The sequence below is a fragment of the Rhizobium sp. GW821-FHT14E12 genome (assembly GCF_058803745.1).
Map to the genome: position 1 here is coordinate 273,922 of NZ_JBXAPH010000005.1, position 15,425 is coordinate 289,346.

14 protein-coding genes are annotated in these 15,425 nt (G+C 60.5%); 9 read left to right on the plus strand and 5 right to left on the minus strand.

Features of this window, described 5'->3' with window-relative positions; translation table 11 throughout:
• Positions 1 to 7 precede the first annotated feature (7 nt).
• The 4 genes from AC1RO0_RS20710 to AC1RO0_RS20725 all read right to left on the minus strand — a co-directional run bounded on the left by AC1RO0_RS20710 (position 8) and on the right by AC1RO0_RS20725 (position 3,808).
• Positions 8 to 721: a DNA helicase gene (locus tag AC1RO0_RS20710; protein WP_498594671.1), complete on the minus strand. Its 714-nt coding sequence runs from the start codon at positions 719 to 721 to the stop codon at positions 8 to 10.
• A gap of 268 nt (positions 722 to 989) precedes the next feature.
• Positions 990 to 1,871, minus strand: a complete 882-nt coding sequence (locus AC1RO0_RS20715; protein WP_498594672.1) for an ABC transporter permease — start codon at positions 1,869 to 1,871, stop codon at positions 990 to 992.
• 14 nt (positions 1,872 to 1,885) lie between these two features.
• Positions 1,886 to 2,704, minus strand: a complete 819-nt coding sequence (locus AC1RO0_RS20720; protein WP_498594673.1) for an ABC transporter ATP-binding protein — start codon at positions 2,702 to 2,704, stop codon at positions 1,886 to 1,888.
• Between the two features lie 90 nt (positions 2,705 to 2,794).
• Positions 2,795 to 3,808 carry an ABC transporter substrate-binding protein gene (locus AC1RO0_RS20725; protein ID WP_498594674.1) on the minus strand — a complete coding sequence of 338 codons (1,014 nt, stop codon included), beginning with the start codon at positions 3,806 to 3,808 and terminating at the stop codon, positions 2,795 to 2,797.
• A gap of 254 nt (positions 3,809 to 4,062) precedes the next feature.
• On the opposite strand from AC1RO0_RS20725, the gene AC1RO0_RS20730 reads away from it, so the two are divergent.
• The 7 genes from AC1RO0_RS20730 (at position 4,063) to AC1RO0_RS20760 (ending at position 9,965) form a co-directional block, all read left to right on the plus strand.
• Complete coding sequence (locus AC1RO0_RS20730; protein ID WP_498594675.1) at positions 4,063 to 4,371, plus strand: hypothetical protein; 309 nt, start codon at positions 4,063 to 4,065, stop codon at positions 4,369 to 4,371.
• Positions 4,372 to 4,561: 190 nt separating this feature from the next.
• Entirely contained in the window at positions 4,562 to 5,020 is a 459-nt protein-coding gene (locus tag AC1RO0_RS20735; RefSeq protein WP_498594676.1) for a helix-turn-helix domain-containing protein, read from the plus strand.
• Between the two features lie 319 nt (positions 5,021 to 5,339).
• Positions 5,340 to 7,289 (plus strand): AfsR/SARP family transcriptional regulator, encoded by a 1,950-nt coding sequence (locus tag AC1RO0_RS20740; RefSeq protein WP_498594677.1) that lies wholly within the window; start codon positions 5,340 to 5,342, stop codon positions 7,287 to 7,289.
• Between the two features lie 30 nt (positions 7,290 to 7,319).
• Positions 7,320 to 7,589: a hypothetical protein gene (locus AC1RO0_RS20745; protein ID WP_498594678.1), complete on the plus strand. Its 270-nt coding sequence runs from the start codon at positions 7,320 to 7,322 to the stop codon at positions 7,587 to 7,589.
• Positions 7,590 to 7,631: 42 nt separating this feature from the next.
• Positions 7,632 to 8,867, plus strand: a complete 1,236-nt coding sequence (locus AC1RO0_RS20750) for a YcaO-like family protein (RefSeq protein ID WP_498594731.1) — start codon at positions 7,632 to 7,634, stop codon at positions 8,865 to 8,867.
• Positions 8,864 to 9,589: a TfuA-like protein gene (locus AC1RO0_RS20755; protein WP_498594679.1), complete on the plus strand. Its 726-nt coding sequence runs from the start codon at positions 8,864 to 8,866 to the stop codon at positions 9,587 to 9,589. Before AC1RO0_RS20750 ends, AC1RO0_RS20755 begins: the two co-directional genes overlap by 4 nt.
• A 76-nt stretch (positions 9,590 to 9,665) precedes the next feature.
• Complete coding sequence (locus tag AC1RO0_RS20760; protein ID WP_498594680.1) at positions 9,666 to 9,965, plus strand: hypothetical protein; 300 nt, start codon at positions 9,666 to 9,668, stop codon at positions 9,963 to 9,965.
• A gap of 91 nt (positions 9,966 to 10,056) precedes the next feature.
• Here the strand turns inward: AC1RO0_RS20760 and AC1RO0_RS20765 are convergent, their stop codons facing one another.
• Positions 10,057 to 10,737, minus strand: a complete 681-nt coding sequence (locus AC1RO0_RS20765; RefSeq protein ID WP_498594681.1) for a TetR/AcrR family transcriptional regulator — start codon at positions 10,735 to 10,737, stop codon at positions 10,057 to 10,059.
• A gap of 97 nt (positions 10,738 to 10,834) precedes the next feature.
• On the opposite strand from AC1RO0_RS20765, the gene AC1RO0_RS20770 reads away from it, so the two are divergent.
• The gene (locus AC1RO0_RS20770) at positions 10,835 to 12,136 is read left to right on the plus strand and encodes an efflux RND transporter periplasmic adaptor subunit (protein WP_498594682.1); all 1,302 of its coding nucleotides are present in this window, start codon (positions 10,835 to 10,837) and stop codon (positions 12,134 to 12,136) included.
• An 8-nt stretch (positions 12,137 to 12,144) separates the two neighbouring features.
• Positions 12,145 to 15,282 (plus strand): efflux RND transporter permease subunit, encoded by a 3,138-nt coding sequence (locus tag AC1RO0_RS20775; protein WP_498594683.1) that lies wholly within the window; start codon positions 12,145 to 12,147, stop codon positions 15,280 to 15,282.
• Positions 15,283 to 15,425: the final 143 nt, after the last annotated feature.

Here is a 15,425-nt window from a genome sequence, read left to right on the forward strand (position 1 = left end):
GAGATCGCTATCCAGCCGCTTGAAGCTGGACTTCGCCCTTGTTCAGGAAGAACGTCTTGTCGAAGAGAGCCAGATCCAGCGGATTCGGCAAGCGGACATCCCCCAGATCGGGATAGGCTTTCACTGATGCTTCATAGGACCGGTCGATCTGCGAGATGAAGACGATAACCAGCCCCTTCTCACGCGCAAAGGCCTTCAACGCCTGGACCTGAACCATCAACTCCGGTTTCTGCCGGTTCTGATCGAGTATCTGCAGATAGTCGACGACCACCAGAGTTCCCCTGGGCGCTGACGCCAGCCGCTCCATGATATAATCGGCACTGATCGCGTCGGAGGTGTCGAATTCGAACAAATTCCTGAAATGCTCGAACGTCTCGCCGATCGCCTCAAAACGGTCCTGAATATCCCTTTCGGTATATTCCAGCGTGAAGAAGATACCGCGATTGCCGGATCTCATCGCTTCGATGGCGAGCCTGAGGCTCATCAAGGTCTTGCCGTGGCGCGGACGTGCGCCGAGAAGCACCAGGTCGCCGAGCTTCAGTCGGGAAAATATCTCGCCGGCGGGTGTGGTTTCATCCGCACGGGCTGCGAGCAGGCTCCAACTATTAAATCCCTCCTCGACGGCAATCCGGTCGAGGGCCTCATGCAACGGGATATTCTCCTGGCGTGACAACAGCCGCGCCTTGCGTTTCAGTCGATACAGTGGGGCGGAAAGCCTCATATGAAAAACCTCCTATTGCGAGCTGCGATCGCAATCCCTCCTTATGCTTGGCGCTCGAACAGTCGGTTCGATGGTTGGTCAGCCCCGCATGAATGATACTTTCCCGATCGGAGGGGGGAGGCATGGGCCTTGCCTGAAACGAAAGGTAAGCTGATTCTCTCCCAAAGAAAATCACCCTTACCGAGGGCCGCCACGGTTCCCTGAAACACAAAAGGCCGGGCGAAACGCCCGGCCTTTGCCTTGGGAGGTGCTGGATTGTCCAGCTGGCTTAATGCATGTCCATGCTCTGCTGCGGACGCCAGCGGGTGATGCGATTTTCGACCAGCGTCATCACATATTCCGCCCCGAGCGTCACCACCATCACCAGGATGATCGCGGCATAGAGGCCGGCGGCATCGTAGGTACCCTTGGCGATCGAGATCAGGTAGCCGATACCGGCCAGCGAACCGACGAACTCGCCGACGATCGCGCCGATGATGGCGAACGAGAAGGAGACGTGCAGGCTCGCAAAGATCCAGCTCATCGCCGATGGCAGGATGACGTTGCGCGTCACCTGCCAGTTCGAAGCGCCGAGGATGCGGGCATTGGCGATCATGTTGCGATCGGCCTCGCGCACGCCCTGGAAGGCGTTGGCGAACACGACGAAGAACACCATGATGAAGGCCAGAGCCACCTTGGAGGGCAGACCGAGGCCCATGATCATCACGAAGATCGGCGCCAGCACGACACGCGGGATCGAGTTGATTGCCTTGATGTAAATCGACAGGATATCGGAGGCCAGCTTGTTGCGGCCAAGCGCGACACCGACGAGAACGCCGGTCACCGAACCGATGACGAAGCCGATCAATGCTTCTTCCATGGTGACGCCGAGATGATACCAGAGCGAACCGTTTTCGGTGCCTTCCGTGACCCATTCATAGAGCCTGTAGCCGATGGCGGTCGGGCTGGAATAGAAGAACGGGTCGATCCAGTGCAGGTCCGAGGCAAGCTGCCAGACGCCGAGGATCGCAACCAGGATCGCCACCTGCCAGAAGAGAACGACGTATTTGCGCCGCGTGATCGCCTTCAGTGCCGCAGCTTCGATTTCCACGTCCGAGGTGCCGGCGCGGAAGATCGGCGCATTGCCTGTCTCAAGGGCTGTATTTGCCATGATCAATCCTCCCCTTATGCCGCTTGAGCCGCGCGGCGATAGCTGGTCTCGACCTCTTCGCGAAGGTCGTCCCAGATCGTCTTGCAATAATCGATGAAGGTCTGCTCGTAGCGGATCTCCGAAACGACACGCGGACGCGGCAGGTCGATCTTATAGACCGACTTCACTGTCGCGGGACCCGCCGTCAGCACATAGACCTTGTCGGCCAGCGCCACCGCCTCTTCGAGGTCGTGCGTCACGAACACCACCGAAGCCTGCCGCTCGGCCCAGAGCTTGAGGAGCTCTTCGTGCATCACCGTGCGGGTCTGCACGTCGAGCGCCGAGAACGGCTCGTCCATCAGCAGGATTTCCGGCTCGTTGATGAAGGTCTGCGCCAGCGAGACGCGCTTGCGCATGCCGCCGGAGAGCTGGTGCGGATAGTGATGCAGGAACTTCGTCAGGCCGACACGGGCAAGCCAGTCCTTGGCGGTCTTTTCCGCTTCCGCCTTCGACTTGCCGCGAAACAGCGGGCCGGACATGACGTTATCGATGACGTTCTTCCAGGGGAAGAGCGCATCCGTCTGAAAGACGAAGCCGACGCGCGGATCGATGCCTTCGACCGGGCCGCCCATCAGGCGAACTTCGCCGGCGCTGGGCTTGGCAAGGCCGGTAACGAGGTTGAGCGTCGTCGACTTGCCGCAGCCGGTAGGCCCGACAACGGCGACGAATTCGCCGCGCTCGACGGTCATGTTGAAATCGCGCAGTGCCGTCAGCGACTTGCCGGTCGGTGAGACGAAACGGCGGCTGACATTGATGAGCTCGATCGCCGGTGCCCGGCGTCCATCCTGTTGCATGGTGCTGATCCTCACGCGTGCCTTCGGGCATGCACGCAAAGCCCGTGAGATACCGCCTCCGGTTCCGGCCGGAGGCGACGCGATGACTGCTTACTTGACGTTCTTGACGAACTCGGTCGTGTAGGTCTTCGACAGGTCGATCGCCTTGCCCTTGACGTTCTTGGAGAACTGCGAGAGCACGGCGAGAACCGTCTTCGGACCGTCTTCCGGCATCACGCCATCCGGCGTGAACATTTCCTTGCCGGCGTCGAGAGCCTTGATGTAGCCGTCCTTGTCGCCGACGTAGAAATCCTTCGGCATCTTGTCGGCAATCTCGGCGGCGGAATGGGTGTTGATGAAGCGCAGCGTCTTGACGAAGGCGTTGGCGAGCTTCTGCACCTCTTCCTTATGGGCATCGACCCAGGCCGCGTCCATGTAGAGCGAGGCTGCCGGATAGGTGCCGCCGAGAGCCTCTTCCGTGCCCTTGAGCGTACGCAGGTCGACGAGGATCTTGGCTTCGCCCGTCTTCAGCATGCGCGAGATCGTCGGCTCGGTGGTCATCCCGGCCTGAATGGCGTCCTGCTGCATGGCGGCGATGAAGGTCTGGCCGGCACCGACCGGAACCGTGGAGACGTCAGAGGCCGAAAGGCCTGCCTTGGACGCCATGTAGAGCGTCAAGAAGTTGGTGGACGAGCCGAGGCCGGTCACGCCGAGGCTCTTGCCCTTCAGGTCGGCGAAGGACTTGAGTTCCGGATGCTTGGTCGAGACCAGCTCGACTTCACCGGGCGCCTGGCTGAACTGCACGACGGACTTGATGAACTTGCCCTTGGCCTGCAGGTCGACACAGTGATCGTAGAAGCCGACGACGCCCTGGACCGCACCGGCCAGCAGCTGGTTTTCAGCATCGACGCCGGCGGATTCGTTCAGAAGCTCGACCTCGAGGCCTTCATCCTTGAAGTAGCCGAGGGATTCGGCGAGCTTGGCCGGCAGATAGATCTGCTTTTCGTAGCCACCCACCATGATGGAAATCTTGTCGGCGGCATGCGCCACTGTCGCACTGAGCGAGGCGGCTGATATGACGAGGGAAAGGGCTACGGTATGAAAAAGCGTGCGCGATGAACGCATGGGTATCTCCTCCTGTTAGATGCCTGCGTCATAGTGTAATCGCACGGCATGCGCTTCCTCCACGAAGCTGGGCAAGCCTAGCGCGGGCAACCTTTCAGTCAGCTTTCAGTGAGAAATCCCGCAAGACGATACTCCCGATTTTATTTTGCCGCCGCCCTGCCAGAATTCCAACGAAAACTCGTCATACGTCATACCCTTGGCAAAACGCTCTTGGCGCCTATGTAAAATAGCCATCGCCACGAAAAGGACGAACTATGAAAGCAATAGCCGCAGCGCTCATTCTGTCGACGGTCGCCTCCGTCGGCTCTGCTCAGGCTATTTCCCGCTATGATTCACTTCGCCAGAGCTGTTCATCCGTGCAGCAGATCGTTTCGAGAGAGCGGGCGGTATTGCTGCGCTATCCCTCGAGAAGCGGCAATGTCATCCTTTACGACCGCTACGTGGCGGACAACGGCCAGTGCGGTACCGGCAACTATGCGGCGCGCACGAGCGTGCCGACCAAGGATAACCCGCTATGCCCCGTCTACAATTGCAGATCGTCTTCCGTCTTCAATCCACATTGATGCCACGCTTCTTTCCTACCGCTACTCAAACGGTCGATAACGGACAATCCTTCGCCACTAAGGACTTTTAGTTGAATTTCGCTACCATTTAATACACACTGAGCGGGCAGACTGGGGCATGTTCCTTGCCTTCCCCGGGCATCTGCAAGGTGCGTCCGCTGGGTCCCCGTTCAAATGAGGAGATTATACAGTGAGTGCAAAAGTACCAAATCCGATTGACGCCTATGTCGGTTCACGCGTGCGAATGCGCCGACTTATGCTCGGCATGAGCCAGGAACGGCTTGCCGATCAGATCGGCGTCACGTTTCAGCAGGTACAAAAATACGAGAAAGGCACCAATCGCATCGGCGCCAGCCGGCTGCAGGCGATTGCGAGCGTGCTGGCCGTGCCAGTCGCCTTCTTCTTCCAGCAAGACAACACGCAACCACTGGCGACGGACGGCCTCGGCGCCATCAGCGGCCTGGAAGATCTCTCCGACTTCCTGACATCCAAGGAGGGCCTGAGCCTCAACAAGGCCTTCATGAAAATCAACGATCCGAGCGTCCGCCAATCCGTGCTGATGCTCATCAAGTCGCTGGCCAACACCGCCGAGCCGGCAATTGTGCGTGCGCCGCCGGCAGCTGAGGTTCAGTTCGGCCTGCGCAACTGAGCGCTGCGCCTCACCTGCCCCAACGGTGAGGCACGGATCGCGATTGCGAAACACGCAATCGAAACGACACTGGAGCATCCATATCCGCTTGATCGCTGAAGGATAGCTCCAGTTTTCTATCCAGATCACCTTGTCTGCTTGCGGGTTTTTCAACCTGAAAGCAGGATACGCAGGTGATTGCGATAGAGTTGCACTCATCGTAATGTAGGATTCTCGATCGTGAGTGAAACCTCATGATCGCCGACCATGAAGATGATTGCAGGCGATGCCGGCATGGCGCTTGCGATGCCGGAAATTTGCCGGACGCAGTTGGGGATGCATGAACTTCAGGCTACTGACATTCGGAGACCTGCGTCTGGTCGACGGAACAGGTTCAACAGTACCTTTTCCAGAAAAAGGCCTGCTGTCGGCCTGCTTCCTGCTGACGGGCTCCTCGCCGCACAAATCCCGCACGGAACTTGCTGAATTCCTCTGGGGCGATATTCCCCTGGACAAGGCGCTTGCCAATCTGCGGCAGACGCTGTCGCGCGTCAAAAGCCGTCAAGACGAACTCGGGATCGAGCTGCTGCTGATCGAGCAGGCGACGGTGAGTGTGAATATCGGCGCGTTCACCAGCGATCTGGCGCTGCTCGAGGCCGCCTCGCAAACCACTCCTCACGCGGCACTGAGCGAATTGCTGCAACTGGGCCGCTGGGATTTTCTCGCCCGCACCGAGGTCATCGGCGGCCAGGCACGCATGTGGCTGCACACGCAACGCGACCAGGTCAGGACACAGATCTTGACGACGCTTCGCGGCGCCATCGCGGCCATGAGCGAGGATACCGAAGCCACCATCGTCAAGGAAGCGGCGTTGCGGCTGTTCGAAACCTATCCCGATGATGAAGCGGTCTATCAGATCCTCGGGCAGACCTATGCCGGAGAGCCCCAGCTCGAAAACGCCCGCAATGTTTTCGAGAACCGCCGGAAGTATCGGTGGGGCGAACTGCTGGTCGATCCCGACCCGCAGACGCTCGGCGTCGCGCGGCGACTGTTCGAACGCCAGCGCGGCGTCGCGCCACAAGCCCGACAGGAGGCAAGACCTCGGGTGGAAGCCGCCCAGCCGGCACTCCGCGGACCGCCAAGGCTCACCTTGCTGCCGCCGGTGAACCTTGCAAGGAACCACCAAACGGCCATCTTTCTTTCCGCGGCGCTGCTGGAAGACATTACCGTCAGCCTCTGCGTGCTGAAGACCGTAACGATGGTGGCGCATTACACGGCGGAAAAGATCGCGCTCGATCTGGACCGGAGCGCAACATTGGAAAGGCACGGCATCAACTACGTGCTGGATACCAGGCTCAGCTTCGACGGCAACGCCTACTGGCTTTTCACGCAACTGATCTATGCCGGCAACGACGAAGTCATCTGGGCGGAACGCTTCAGCATGGAAGCGCGGGATCTGCCGCGTCAACATCGCGAAATCACTCAACGCATCGTGTCGGCCGTGGCAAACTCCATCGACCGCAACGAATTTACTCGCGACTATTTCGAGCGCAATCCCGAGGCCTACCATCACTATCTGCTCGGCCAGCGCCATCTGAAAGGCCTAGACCTTCCGGACATCCGGCGCGCCCGCAAAGAGTTTCAGACGGCCCTGAAGGAAAACCCTTATTTCTCGCCAGCGCTGAGCGGCATCGCACGTACCTATCACCTCGAATGGCTGGTGACCGCGCAAGGCGACGCACGATTGTTGAAGCGTGCCGAGGAAGAGGCCGGAAAGGCGATCGCGACCGGCCAGGACATCGTTGGCGGCTACCATCAATTCGGCGTCGCCAAGCTCTATCAGGGAGCCTTTGATGAAAGCATCGAGGCCTTCAAACTCGCCGAGGTCATCAGTCCTCATTATGCCGACGTCATCGCCGACTATGCCGATACGTTGCAGCATGCCTCGCAACCCCGCGAGGCCCTGGAAAAGGTCGAACGCGCCATCAAGCTCAACCCGCTAAGCCCGGATCTCTATTTGTGGACCGCTGCGGGGGCAAACTATTCCCTGGAACGCTACGAGGAAGCCAACGCCTATATTGCGCGCATGGCCGACCCTTCCCAGGCTGCCCGACTTGCCGCCGCAAGTGCCGCCATGTCGGGCGACATGCGCAAGGCCAAGACTCTAGTGCGCAAAGTTAAAGAAATCTATCCGGATTTTGATATTGATACTTGGCTCTCCATTGTTCCTGTCCGCGAACAATGGCAAAAGGATCATTATAGAGAAGGACTACGACGTGCAGGTTTTTGACTGAGATATTTAACTAAGAAGGAATTGGACATGGCGAATTTCGTAGTAATCGGCATTCCTGGCGATCCGCAACTCTATCTCGCAGACCTTCGCGCAGGCACAATAACTCCGCTCGCTCCACCGGCAGGTAGCGATCTTGCTACCATTGACAAGCTGCGCAATGCCGGCGCGACTATCATCAGAGGCGTTAATCTGGCCATCACCGTCGGCAGCGCCGATGATGCAGCCAGCGGCAGGTTCGATGATGCCGCCAGCGGACGGTTCGATGAAGGCCCGGCAGGCGGCAGGTTCGACAACTAAAACCGGCCCGCATTGGCAGTGGCGCTAATCACGGATCCATCCCTGACCGAATTCCTTGCCCGGAATTCGGTCAAGAGGAAGCATGTCGCCGCCTCATCTCTTTACTCAGACCGCAGCTGTTCCGCCGAGGAGACTTTTCGACGGATCGAGCCCTGCCTTGCAGCCCATGGCGTCACCCGCCTCGGCCGCCTGACGGGGCTTGACAAGATCGGCATTCCCGTCTGGCAGGCGGTCAGCCCGAACGCCCGTTCGATCGTCATCAACAATGGCAAGGGCATCACCGATCTCGACGCCAAAGTCTCGGCCGCCATGGAAGCGCTGGAGCGAACCGTCGCCGGCGCACCTGCCCTTTCGACCGTCACGACCAGCCGCCGCCAACTTCTGGCCGAAGGACACCACGCCGATCCGCTGCTCCCGCTCGTTGCCAGGGCGCAGGCCGATATCGATGATGATGAGGAGATTGCCTGGGCCGAGGGCTATGATCTCATTGCCGGCAGGCCCGCCTGGATCCCCTTCAACGCCGTAACACTCGATCGCACCATCCGCGATCCGCGCTTCTGGCAATCCTCCGACGGCCTCGCCTCCGGCAACAATCTCACCGAGGCCATCCTGCACGGCCTGCTCGAACGCATCGAGCGCGATGCCGAGGTGCTCTGGGAGATTTCCGAGCCGAAGCTGCGGATGGCTGCCTGCATCGATCCGGCCTCGTTCGCCGATCCGGTGCTGAACGGGCTGATCGCCCAGATCACCTCCGCGGACCTCACTCTCCGGCTCTTCGATATCACCAGCGATATCGGCATACCCGTCGTCGTCGCCCTTCTCGGCCCCTCGGAAATCACCCAGGCAAGACACGTCCGCTATCTCGATGTCACGATCGGCAGCGGCGCCCATCCGTCGCCGGTGCGGGCGGCGATCCGCGCCGTGACGGAAGCCGCGCAATCGCGGCTCACCTTCATCAGCGGCGCCCGCGACGATATCCGGCCCGAAAATTTTACCCGCGAATTGCCGGAGAGCATTCGCCGTTGCTTCGATGCCATCCCGAGGACGGCAACATCATCGAATGCAGCCTCGCCGGAAGGAGCCGAGGGGCTGTTGCAGCTGACGATCGACCGTTTGCGCCAAGCAGGCATAAACTCCACCATCGCGGTTTCGCTTGGCGACCCCTCGCTTCCCTTTGCCGTCGCCAAGCTCGTGGTGCCGCAACTGGAAAATCCGGCCGGGGACCGCAAGCGCCGCTTCGGCTACCGCGCCATCTCGAAGACGTTGCAACTGCTATGAAAATCCTGTTTGTCGGCCCGACACTTCCCGATGCCGCCGAGATCATCGATCTCGGCATTACGCTGCGCCCACCGGCGCAAAAAGGCGATATCGCCAAAGCCGTCGAAGACGGCGCCAACGCCATCGGTCTGATCGACGGGTTTTTCGAAAATGTCGCGCCCGTCTGGCATAAGGAAATCCTTTTTGCCCTGTCGAAAGGTATCCGCGTCTATGGCGCCGCCAGCATGGGAGCGCTGCGCGCCGCCGAATGCGCCGCCTTCGGCATGGTCGGCATCGGCCGCATCTTCGAGGCCTATGCCTGCGGGGCGCTTGCCGATGATTCCGCCGTGGCACAGATCCACGCGCCCGCCGAGCTCGGATACCGCGCGCTCAGCGAGCCGCTGGTCAATATGCAGGCGACACTGCAAGCGCTCGCCGAGGTCGGCGCGATCAGCGAGCCGGAGCGGGCAGCACTCCAGGCTTGCGCCGAGACCATGTTCTTCAAGTCGCTCACCTACCATTCGATGACCGTGGCGGCAGACCTGCCGGACCCGGCACGACGGCCGGCAATTGCCGATCTCCTGCGCGCCAATGCGATCAACCAGAAGCGCATCGACGCACTGCAATTGCTGAGTGCGCTAGCCGACTGCCCCGACGAGCGCCGGCAACCACCGCGCGACTGGGCCTTTCAGGCCAACAGTTTATGGCATTCCGCCTTTCACCACCTTGAAATTGCATTGTAAATTCCCTTCGCAATCTCGCCTCGTGTCACGCTGTATGTCACGCGCCAAGCCTCCGGACATACGCTAGGGTTTCCTCATGTTTCTGGCGACGGGTATCGCGTCCGCCGGAAACAGGGGGCAAAAGGGGCGTAAAATGACAGCAATACTTCCTATCGAAATGGCAGCTTACGATTCCGACTCGCTGAAAGAGTTGGCATCCATCGCACGGCTGATCACCTATGCGCGTCAAAGCGCCAAGAGTCTGGAGGCCGAGTTTCCGGTCTGGTGCCTCGATCTCGCGCTCGGAGCCGTGTTGCAGGAAATGTACGCAAACGGCCTGCCAATTCCGCTTTTTGAAGAGGGCGCGGACAAGGCGAACATGGCCATTGCGCATTAAGCGCTATCGCTCGAATATTCTGTCTCTGGGGGCGGAGACGGAGACAATGCCGGCATGGTCCTGAACCCTGCCGGCATTGCTGTTTTACCCGTCAGTCGCACCGACGCGGCTGGACGCCCGCAACAAAGATCGCAATACATTGCCGCAGATGCCGCAACCGGGTTTCGCGGTCCGGCCAATCGTTCGTCTTGCCGGGAAGCGTGATCATCGCGCCGAAGATCATGTTCATCAGCATGCGCGCACCACTTCCGGCATCGGCAATTTCAATCAGGCCGCGCTGCTGCTGCAGATCGAGCCAGTCGGCCAGCATTTGTCGGGTCTGCTCGCCTCCCTGCGTGCGCAGCAGCGCCGCGATCTCGGGAAATCGCTGCGCCTCGCTCATGACGAAATGAATGAAGGCCTCGCGGTCACGCTCGGCCGCTTCATCGATATCGATCATGAAAATCTGCTCGAGCGCCTCGGTCAGCGGCAGATTTTCCTTGGGGTCGCGCGGCAGGGCCAGCATCGAGGCGCGGTGCTCGGCCATGAGCGCCATGAAAAGCTCTATCTTGCTTGAAAACAATCGATAGAGGGTCTGTTTCGAAATCTTGCATCGTGCGGCCACGAGATCCGTGGTCGTGCCGCCGTAACCGAGCTCATGAAATGTCGCGCGGGCCTCCGCGATGATCTCCGCCCGCCTTGCCTCATCGCTCACCGTTTTCGGACGGCCGCGCTTGCGGGGAACAGCGGACTGCTCCGCATCGCTCGCTCTTGCTTTCATCCGCACTTCCATCTTAACCTAAAAAAGCTAAATGAGATTGACATTTACGGTGGTACAAATATTTTCTGTACTACTTGGTACTGTAAATAAGGCAATGGGAAATAGCAACGTGGGAAAGCTCGTCTCTTCTACCCCTGTATCCGCACGTCCGGCGCGAATCAGACTTTTTCCGGCCGCCCGGATCTCGCTCCTCGTCGCAGGGGTCGCCGCCACGATGCTGCTGGCCGGCTGCAACGAGCAGAAGGCTGCGCAGGGTAGCGCGCCCGCCGTCAAGACCGAGGTCAGCGCCATGACGCTGCACCCTCAATCCGTGGCGATCACCGCCGAACTGCCCGGCCGCACCAGCGCCTATCTGATCGCCGAAGTCAGGCCGCAGGTCGGCGGCATCATTCGCAGCCGCAACTTCAAGGAAGGCAGCGAGGTTACCGCCGGCGACGTGCTTTACGAAATCGACCCAGCCTCCTATCAGGCCTCCTACGACAGCGCCGTTGCCGCCTTGCAGAAGGCGCAGGGCGCCGTGCCGAGCGCGCAGTCGAAGGTCGACCGCTACAAGAGCCTGACGGCACAGGACGCAGTCAGCAAGCAGAATCTCGACGATGCGCTGTCCACCCTGGCGCAAGCGAACGCCGATGTCGCATCGGCAAAGGCCGCTTTGGAAACAGCGCGCATCAATCTCGATTACACCAAGATGCGCGCCCCGATCGGCGGCCGTGTCGATGCCTCGGCCGTGACCGTCGGCGCGCTGGTCACCGCCGACCAGACGACGGCACTCACCACCATCCGCCAGCTCGATCCGATCAACGTCGACGTCACGCAGTCGAGCACCAACCTGCTCGAATTCCGGCGCGCCATTGCCGACGGCCGGTTGAAGACCAGCGGCGACAATGTTTCCGTCCATCTGACACTGGAAGACGGTTCCCAATACAAGGAAACCGGCAAGCTTGAATTTGCGGAGGCCGCGGTCGCTGAAACCGTCGGCACCATCACCGTGCGCGCCGTCTTCCCCAATCCGGACCGCATATTGCTGCCCGGCATGTATGTTCGCGCCACCATCCAGGAGGGCGTCGCCGAGAACAGCTTCCTCGTGCCGCAGCGTGCCGTCACCCGCAACACCAAGGGCGAACCGATAGCGATGTTCGTGACCGCCGAGAACAAGGTGCAGCAACGAGTGCTGAAGGTGCAGCGGAGCATCGGCAATAGCTGGCTGGTGAACGAGGGCATGACCGACGGCGATCGTGTCATCGTCGAAGGCGGCCAGCGCGTGCGCGACGGCCAGGACGTCAACGCCACCGCCGTGACCATCGATGATGCCACCGGCGAGGTGAAGCAGGCTGCCGCCGATAGCAAGCCGGCCGAACAGGCCGAGCTGGAAAAGACCGATACCAAAGCCGGATCCGGCGCCCAGAAGTGAGGTAAGCGATGTCGCGTTTTTTCATCGACCGGCCGATCTTTGCCTGGGTCATTGCCATTGTCATCATGCTTGCGGGCGCGCTGTCCATCCTGACGCTGTCGATCTCGCAATATCCGCAGATCGCCCCGACGACGGTAAGCATCAACGCCACCTATTCCGGCGCTGACGCCGCAACCGTCGAGAACTCGGTGACCAAGGTCATCGAGCAGGGCATGACCGGCATCGACAACCTCGACTATATGACGTCGACCTCGACCTCGACGGGATCTGCATCGATCTCGCTGACCTTCACCAACAAGGCCGATCCCGACGTCGCGCAGATGCAGGTGCAGAACAAGCTGCAGCTCGTCACCGCGCAATTGCCGCAAACGGTGCAGACGACGGGTATCGTCGTTTCCAAGTCGACATCGAACTTCCTGATGGTCGTCGGCTTCGTCTCGACCGACGGCAAGCTCAATTCGAACGACCTTGCCGATTATGTCGCCAGTACGCTGAACGACACGCTGAAGCGTATCGAAGGCGTGGGCAACACCCAGATCTTCGGCGCCGGCTATGCCATGCGCGTCTGGGTCGATCCAGACAAGCTCGCCAAATACCAGCTGATGGTCAGCGACGTCACCACCGCGATCCAGGCGCAGAACTCGCAGGTCTCGGCCGGCCAGCTAGGTGCGCTGCCGCAGCGCAAGGGCCAGCAGCTGAACGCGACGGTGACGGCCAAGAGCCGTCTGCAGACGCCGGAGCAGTTCAACAATATTATTCTCAAGAGCCTGCCCGATGGTTCGCTGGTGCGCCTCAATGATGTCGCGACCGTCGAGCTTGGCGCCTCGTCCTACACCACGTCGAGCACCTATAACGGCCACCCCTCGGCCGGTCTCGCCGTCATGCTCGCCTCCGGTGCCAACGCCATCAATACCGCGGAGGCCGTGCGGTCGACCATCGACAGCGTGAGGCAGACGCTGCCGCCGAACGTCGAAATCGTCTATCCCTATGACACGACGCCTTTCGTCAAGTTGTCGATCGAAGACGTGGTCAAGACGCTGTTCGAGGCCATCGTACTCGTCTTCATCGTCATGTTCGTCTTCCTGCAGAACATCCGCGCCACCTTGATCCCGACGCTTGCCGTCCCTGTCGTGCTGCTCGGCACCTTCGGCGTGCTGTCTCTATTCGGCTATTCGATCAATACCCTCACCATGTTCGGCATGGTGCTGGCGATCGGCCTGCTGGTGGACGACGCCATCGTCGTCGTCGAAAACGTCGAGCGCGTCATGGAGGAAGAGGGTCTGTCGCCACGCGAAGCGACGATCAAGTCGATGCAGGAAATCACCGGTGCGCTGATCGGCATCGCCACGGTTCTTTCCGCCGTGTTCATCCCGATGGCCTTTTTCTCGGGCTCGGTCGGCGTCATCTATCGGCAGTTCTCGGTGACGATCGTCTCGGCGATGATCCTGTCGGTCATCGTCGCATTGATCCTGACGCCGGCACTCTGCGCCACCATTTTGAAGGCGCCGGAGCATGGATCGAAGCAGCGCGGCGCCTTCGGCTGGTTCAACCGCAATTTCGAGCGCGCGACGCTTCGTTATCAGAGAAGCATTCACGGCATGATACGCTGGAGTGCCGTCTTCCTGCTGATCTTCGTGTTGATCGGCGGCGCCGTCGCTTACCTGTTCAATCGTCTGCCGAGCTCGTTCCTGCCGGATGAGGACCAGGGCATCCTGTTGACTGCGATCCAGCTCCCTCCAGGCGCCGCGGATTCCAGGACCTGGGCTGTGCTCAATCAGGTGAAGGACTATTACCTCAACAACGAGAAGGACTATGTCGAAGGCGCATTCGCCGTCGCCGGCTTCGGTTTCAGCGGCCAGGGTCAGAATGTCGGTATCGTTTTCGTCCGGCTGAAGGACTTCGCCGAGCGTTCGACCCCGCAATCGAAGGCGCAGGCAATCGCCGGCCGCGCCATGGGCGCCTTCTCGAAGATCAAGGACGGCAGCGTCTTTGCGCTCGCGCCGCCGGCCATTCCCGGTTTCGGTAGTTCGAGCGGTTTCGACTTCTTCATCAAGGACATCAATGGCGCGGGGCATGCCAGCCTGATCGCCGCCCGCAACCAGTTGCTGGGTGCCGCCGCAAAGAGCCAGAAACTGTTCGGCACCCGCCCGAACGGCCAGGAAGATACGCCGCAATATTCGGTCAATATCGATCAGGAAAAGGCGAGCGCGCTGAATATCAGCCTGGCGGATATCGACTCGACGCTGTCGACCGCATGGGGCGGCACCTACGTCAACGACTTCATCGATCGCGGTCGCGTCAAGCCTGTCTACGTCCAGGCCTACCAGGATTTCCGCATGCAGCCGGAGGATTTCGGTCGCTGGTATATCCGCAACTCCGGCGGCGACATGGTGCCGTTCTCGGCCTTCTCCAGCGGCGAATGGACCTATGGTTCACCGCGCCTGGAACGCTATAACGGTTCGTCGGCCGTCGAAATCCAGGGTGCTGCCGCTCCCGGCGTCTCCTCCGGCGATGCCATGAACGAGATCGACCAGATCATGGCGACCCTGCCGCCCGGCTTCAGCCATGAGTGGACCAGCCTGTCGGCCCAGGAAAAGCTCTCCGGCAATCAGGCGAGCCAACTCTATGCCATCTCCATCCTCGTCGTCTTCCTGGCGCTGGCTGCCCTCTACGAAAGCTGGTCGATCCCGCTTGCCGTCATGCTGTCGGTGCCGATCGGCATCTTCGGCGCGCTGCTGGCCGCCACCCTCTTCGGCCAGTCGAACGACGTCTATTTCAAGGTCGGCCTGCTGACGACGATAGGATTGGCCGCCAAGAACGCCATCCTGATCGTCGAATTCGCCATCGAGCAGCAGAACAACGGCAAGAACCTGATCGACGCGACGCTGGAGGCATCGAGGCAGCGCCTGCGACCGATCCTGATGACGTCGCTTGCCTTCATTCTCGGCGTCATGCCGCTGGCGATCGCCAATGGTGCGGGCTCCGGTAGCCAGAACTCGATCGGCATCGGCGTCATGGGCGGCATGATCTCGGCGACCGTCCTCGGCGTCTTCTTCATCCCGCTACTCTTCGTCTCCGTCCGACGCGTCTTCAAGGGCAAGGTGGGAGCGACAGGCACGACAACACCGGAGGCCACGCAAGCCTGACGCGCTGCGCCGACGGACGATATGCCCGCCCGGTTCCAGCCATCGCAAAAACACCACAGGCTACGGCGATATCACCGTAGCCTGTGGTGTTTTGGTCGGGATAGGACGATCGCCAGACAGCAGCATATGCGCTCAGGGGATTA

Excerpts from the sequence above, each read along its gene's own strand:
- AC1RO0_RS20710 (WP_498594671.1), bottom strand. The coding sequence starts at position 721 with ATGAGGCTTTCCGCCCCACTGTATCGACTGAAACGCAAGGCGCGGCTG.
- AC1RO0_RS20715 (WP_498594672.1), bottom strand. The coding sequence starts at position 1,871 with ATGGCAAATACAGCCCTTGAGACAGGCAATGCGCCGATCTTCCGCGCC.
- AC1RO0_RS20720 (WP_498594673.1), bottom strand. The coding sequence starts at position 2,704 with ATGCAACAGGATGGACGCCGGGCACCGGCGATCGAGCTCATCAATGTC.
- AC1RO0_RS20725 (WP_498594674.1), bottom strand. The coding sequence starts at position 3,808 with ATGCGTTCATCGCGCACGCTTTTTCATACCGTAGCCCTTTCCCTCGTC.
- AC1RO0_RS20730 (WP_498594675.1), top strand. The coding sequence starts at position 4,063 with ATGAAAGCAATAGCCGCAGCGCTCATTCTGTCGACGGTCGCCTCCGTC.
- AC1RO0_RS20740 (WP_498594677.1), top strand. The coding sequence starts at position 5,340 with ATGAACTTCAGGCTACTGACATTCGGAGACCTGCGTCTGGTCGACGGA.
- AC1RO0_RS20745 (WP_498594678.1), top strand. The coding sequence starts at position 7,320 with ATGGCGAATTTCGTAGTAATCGGCATTCCTGGCGATCCGCAACTCTAT.
- AC1RO0_RS20755 (WP_498594679.1), top strand. The coding sequence starts at position 8,864 with ATGAAAATCCTGTTTGTCGGCCCGACACTTCCCGATGCCGCCGAGATC.
- AC1RO0_RS20760 (WP_498594680.1), top strand. The coding sequence starts at position 9,666 with ATGTTTCTGGCGACGGGTATCGCGTCCGCCGGAAACAGGGGGCAAAAG.
- AC1RO0_RS20765 (WP_498594681.1), bottom strand. The coding sequence starts at position 10,737 with ATGGAAGTGCGGATGAAAGCAAGAGCGAGCGATGCGGAGCAGTCCGCT.
- AC1RO0_RS20775 (WP_498594683.1), top strand. The coding sequence starts at position 12,145 with ATGTCGCGTTTTTTCATCGACCGGCCGATCTTTGCCTGGGTCATTGCC.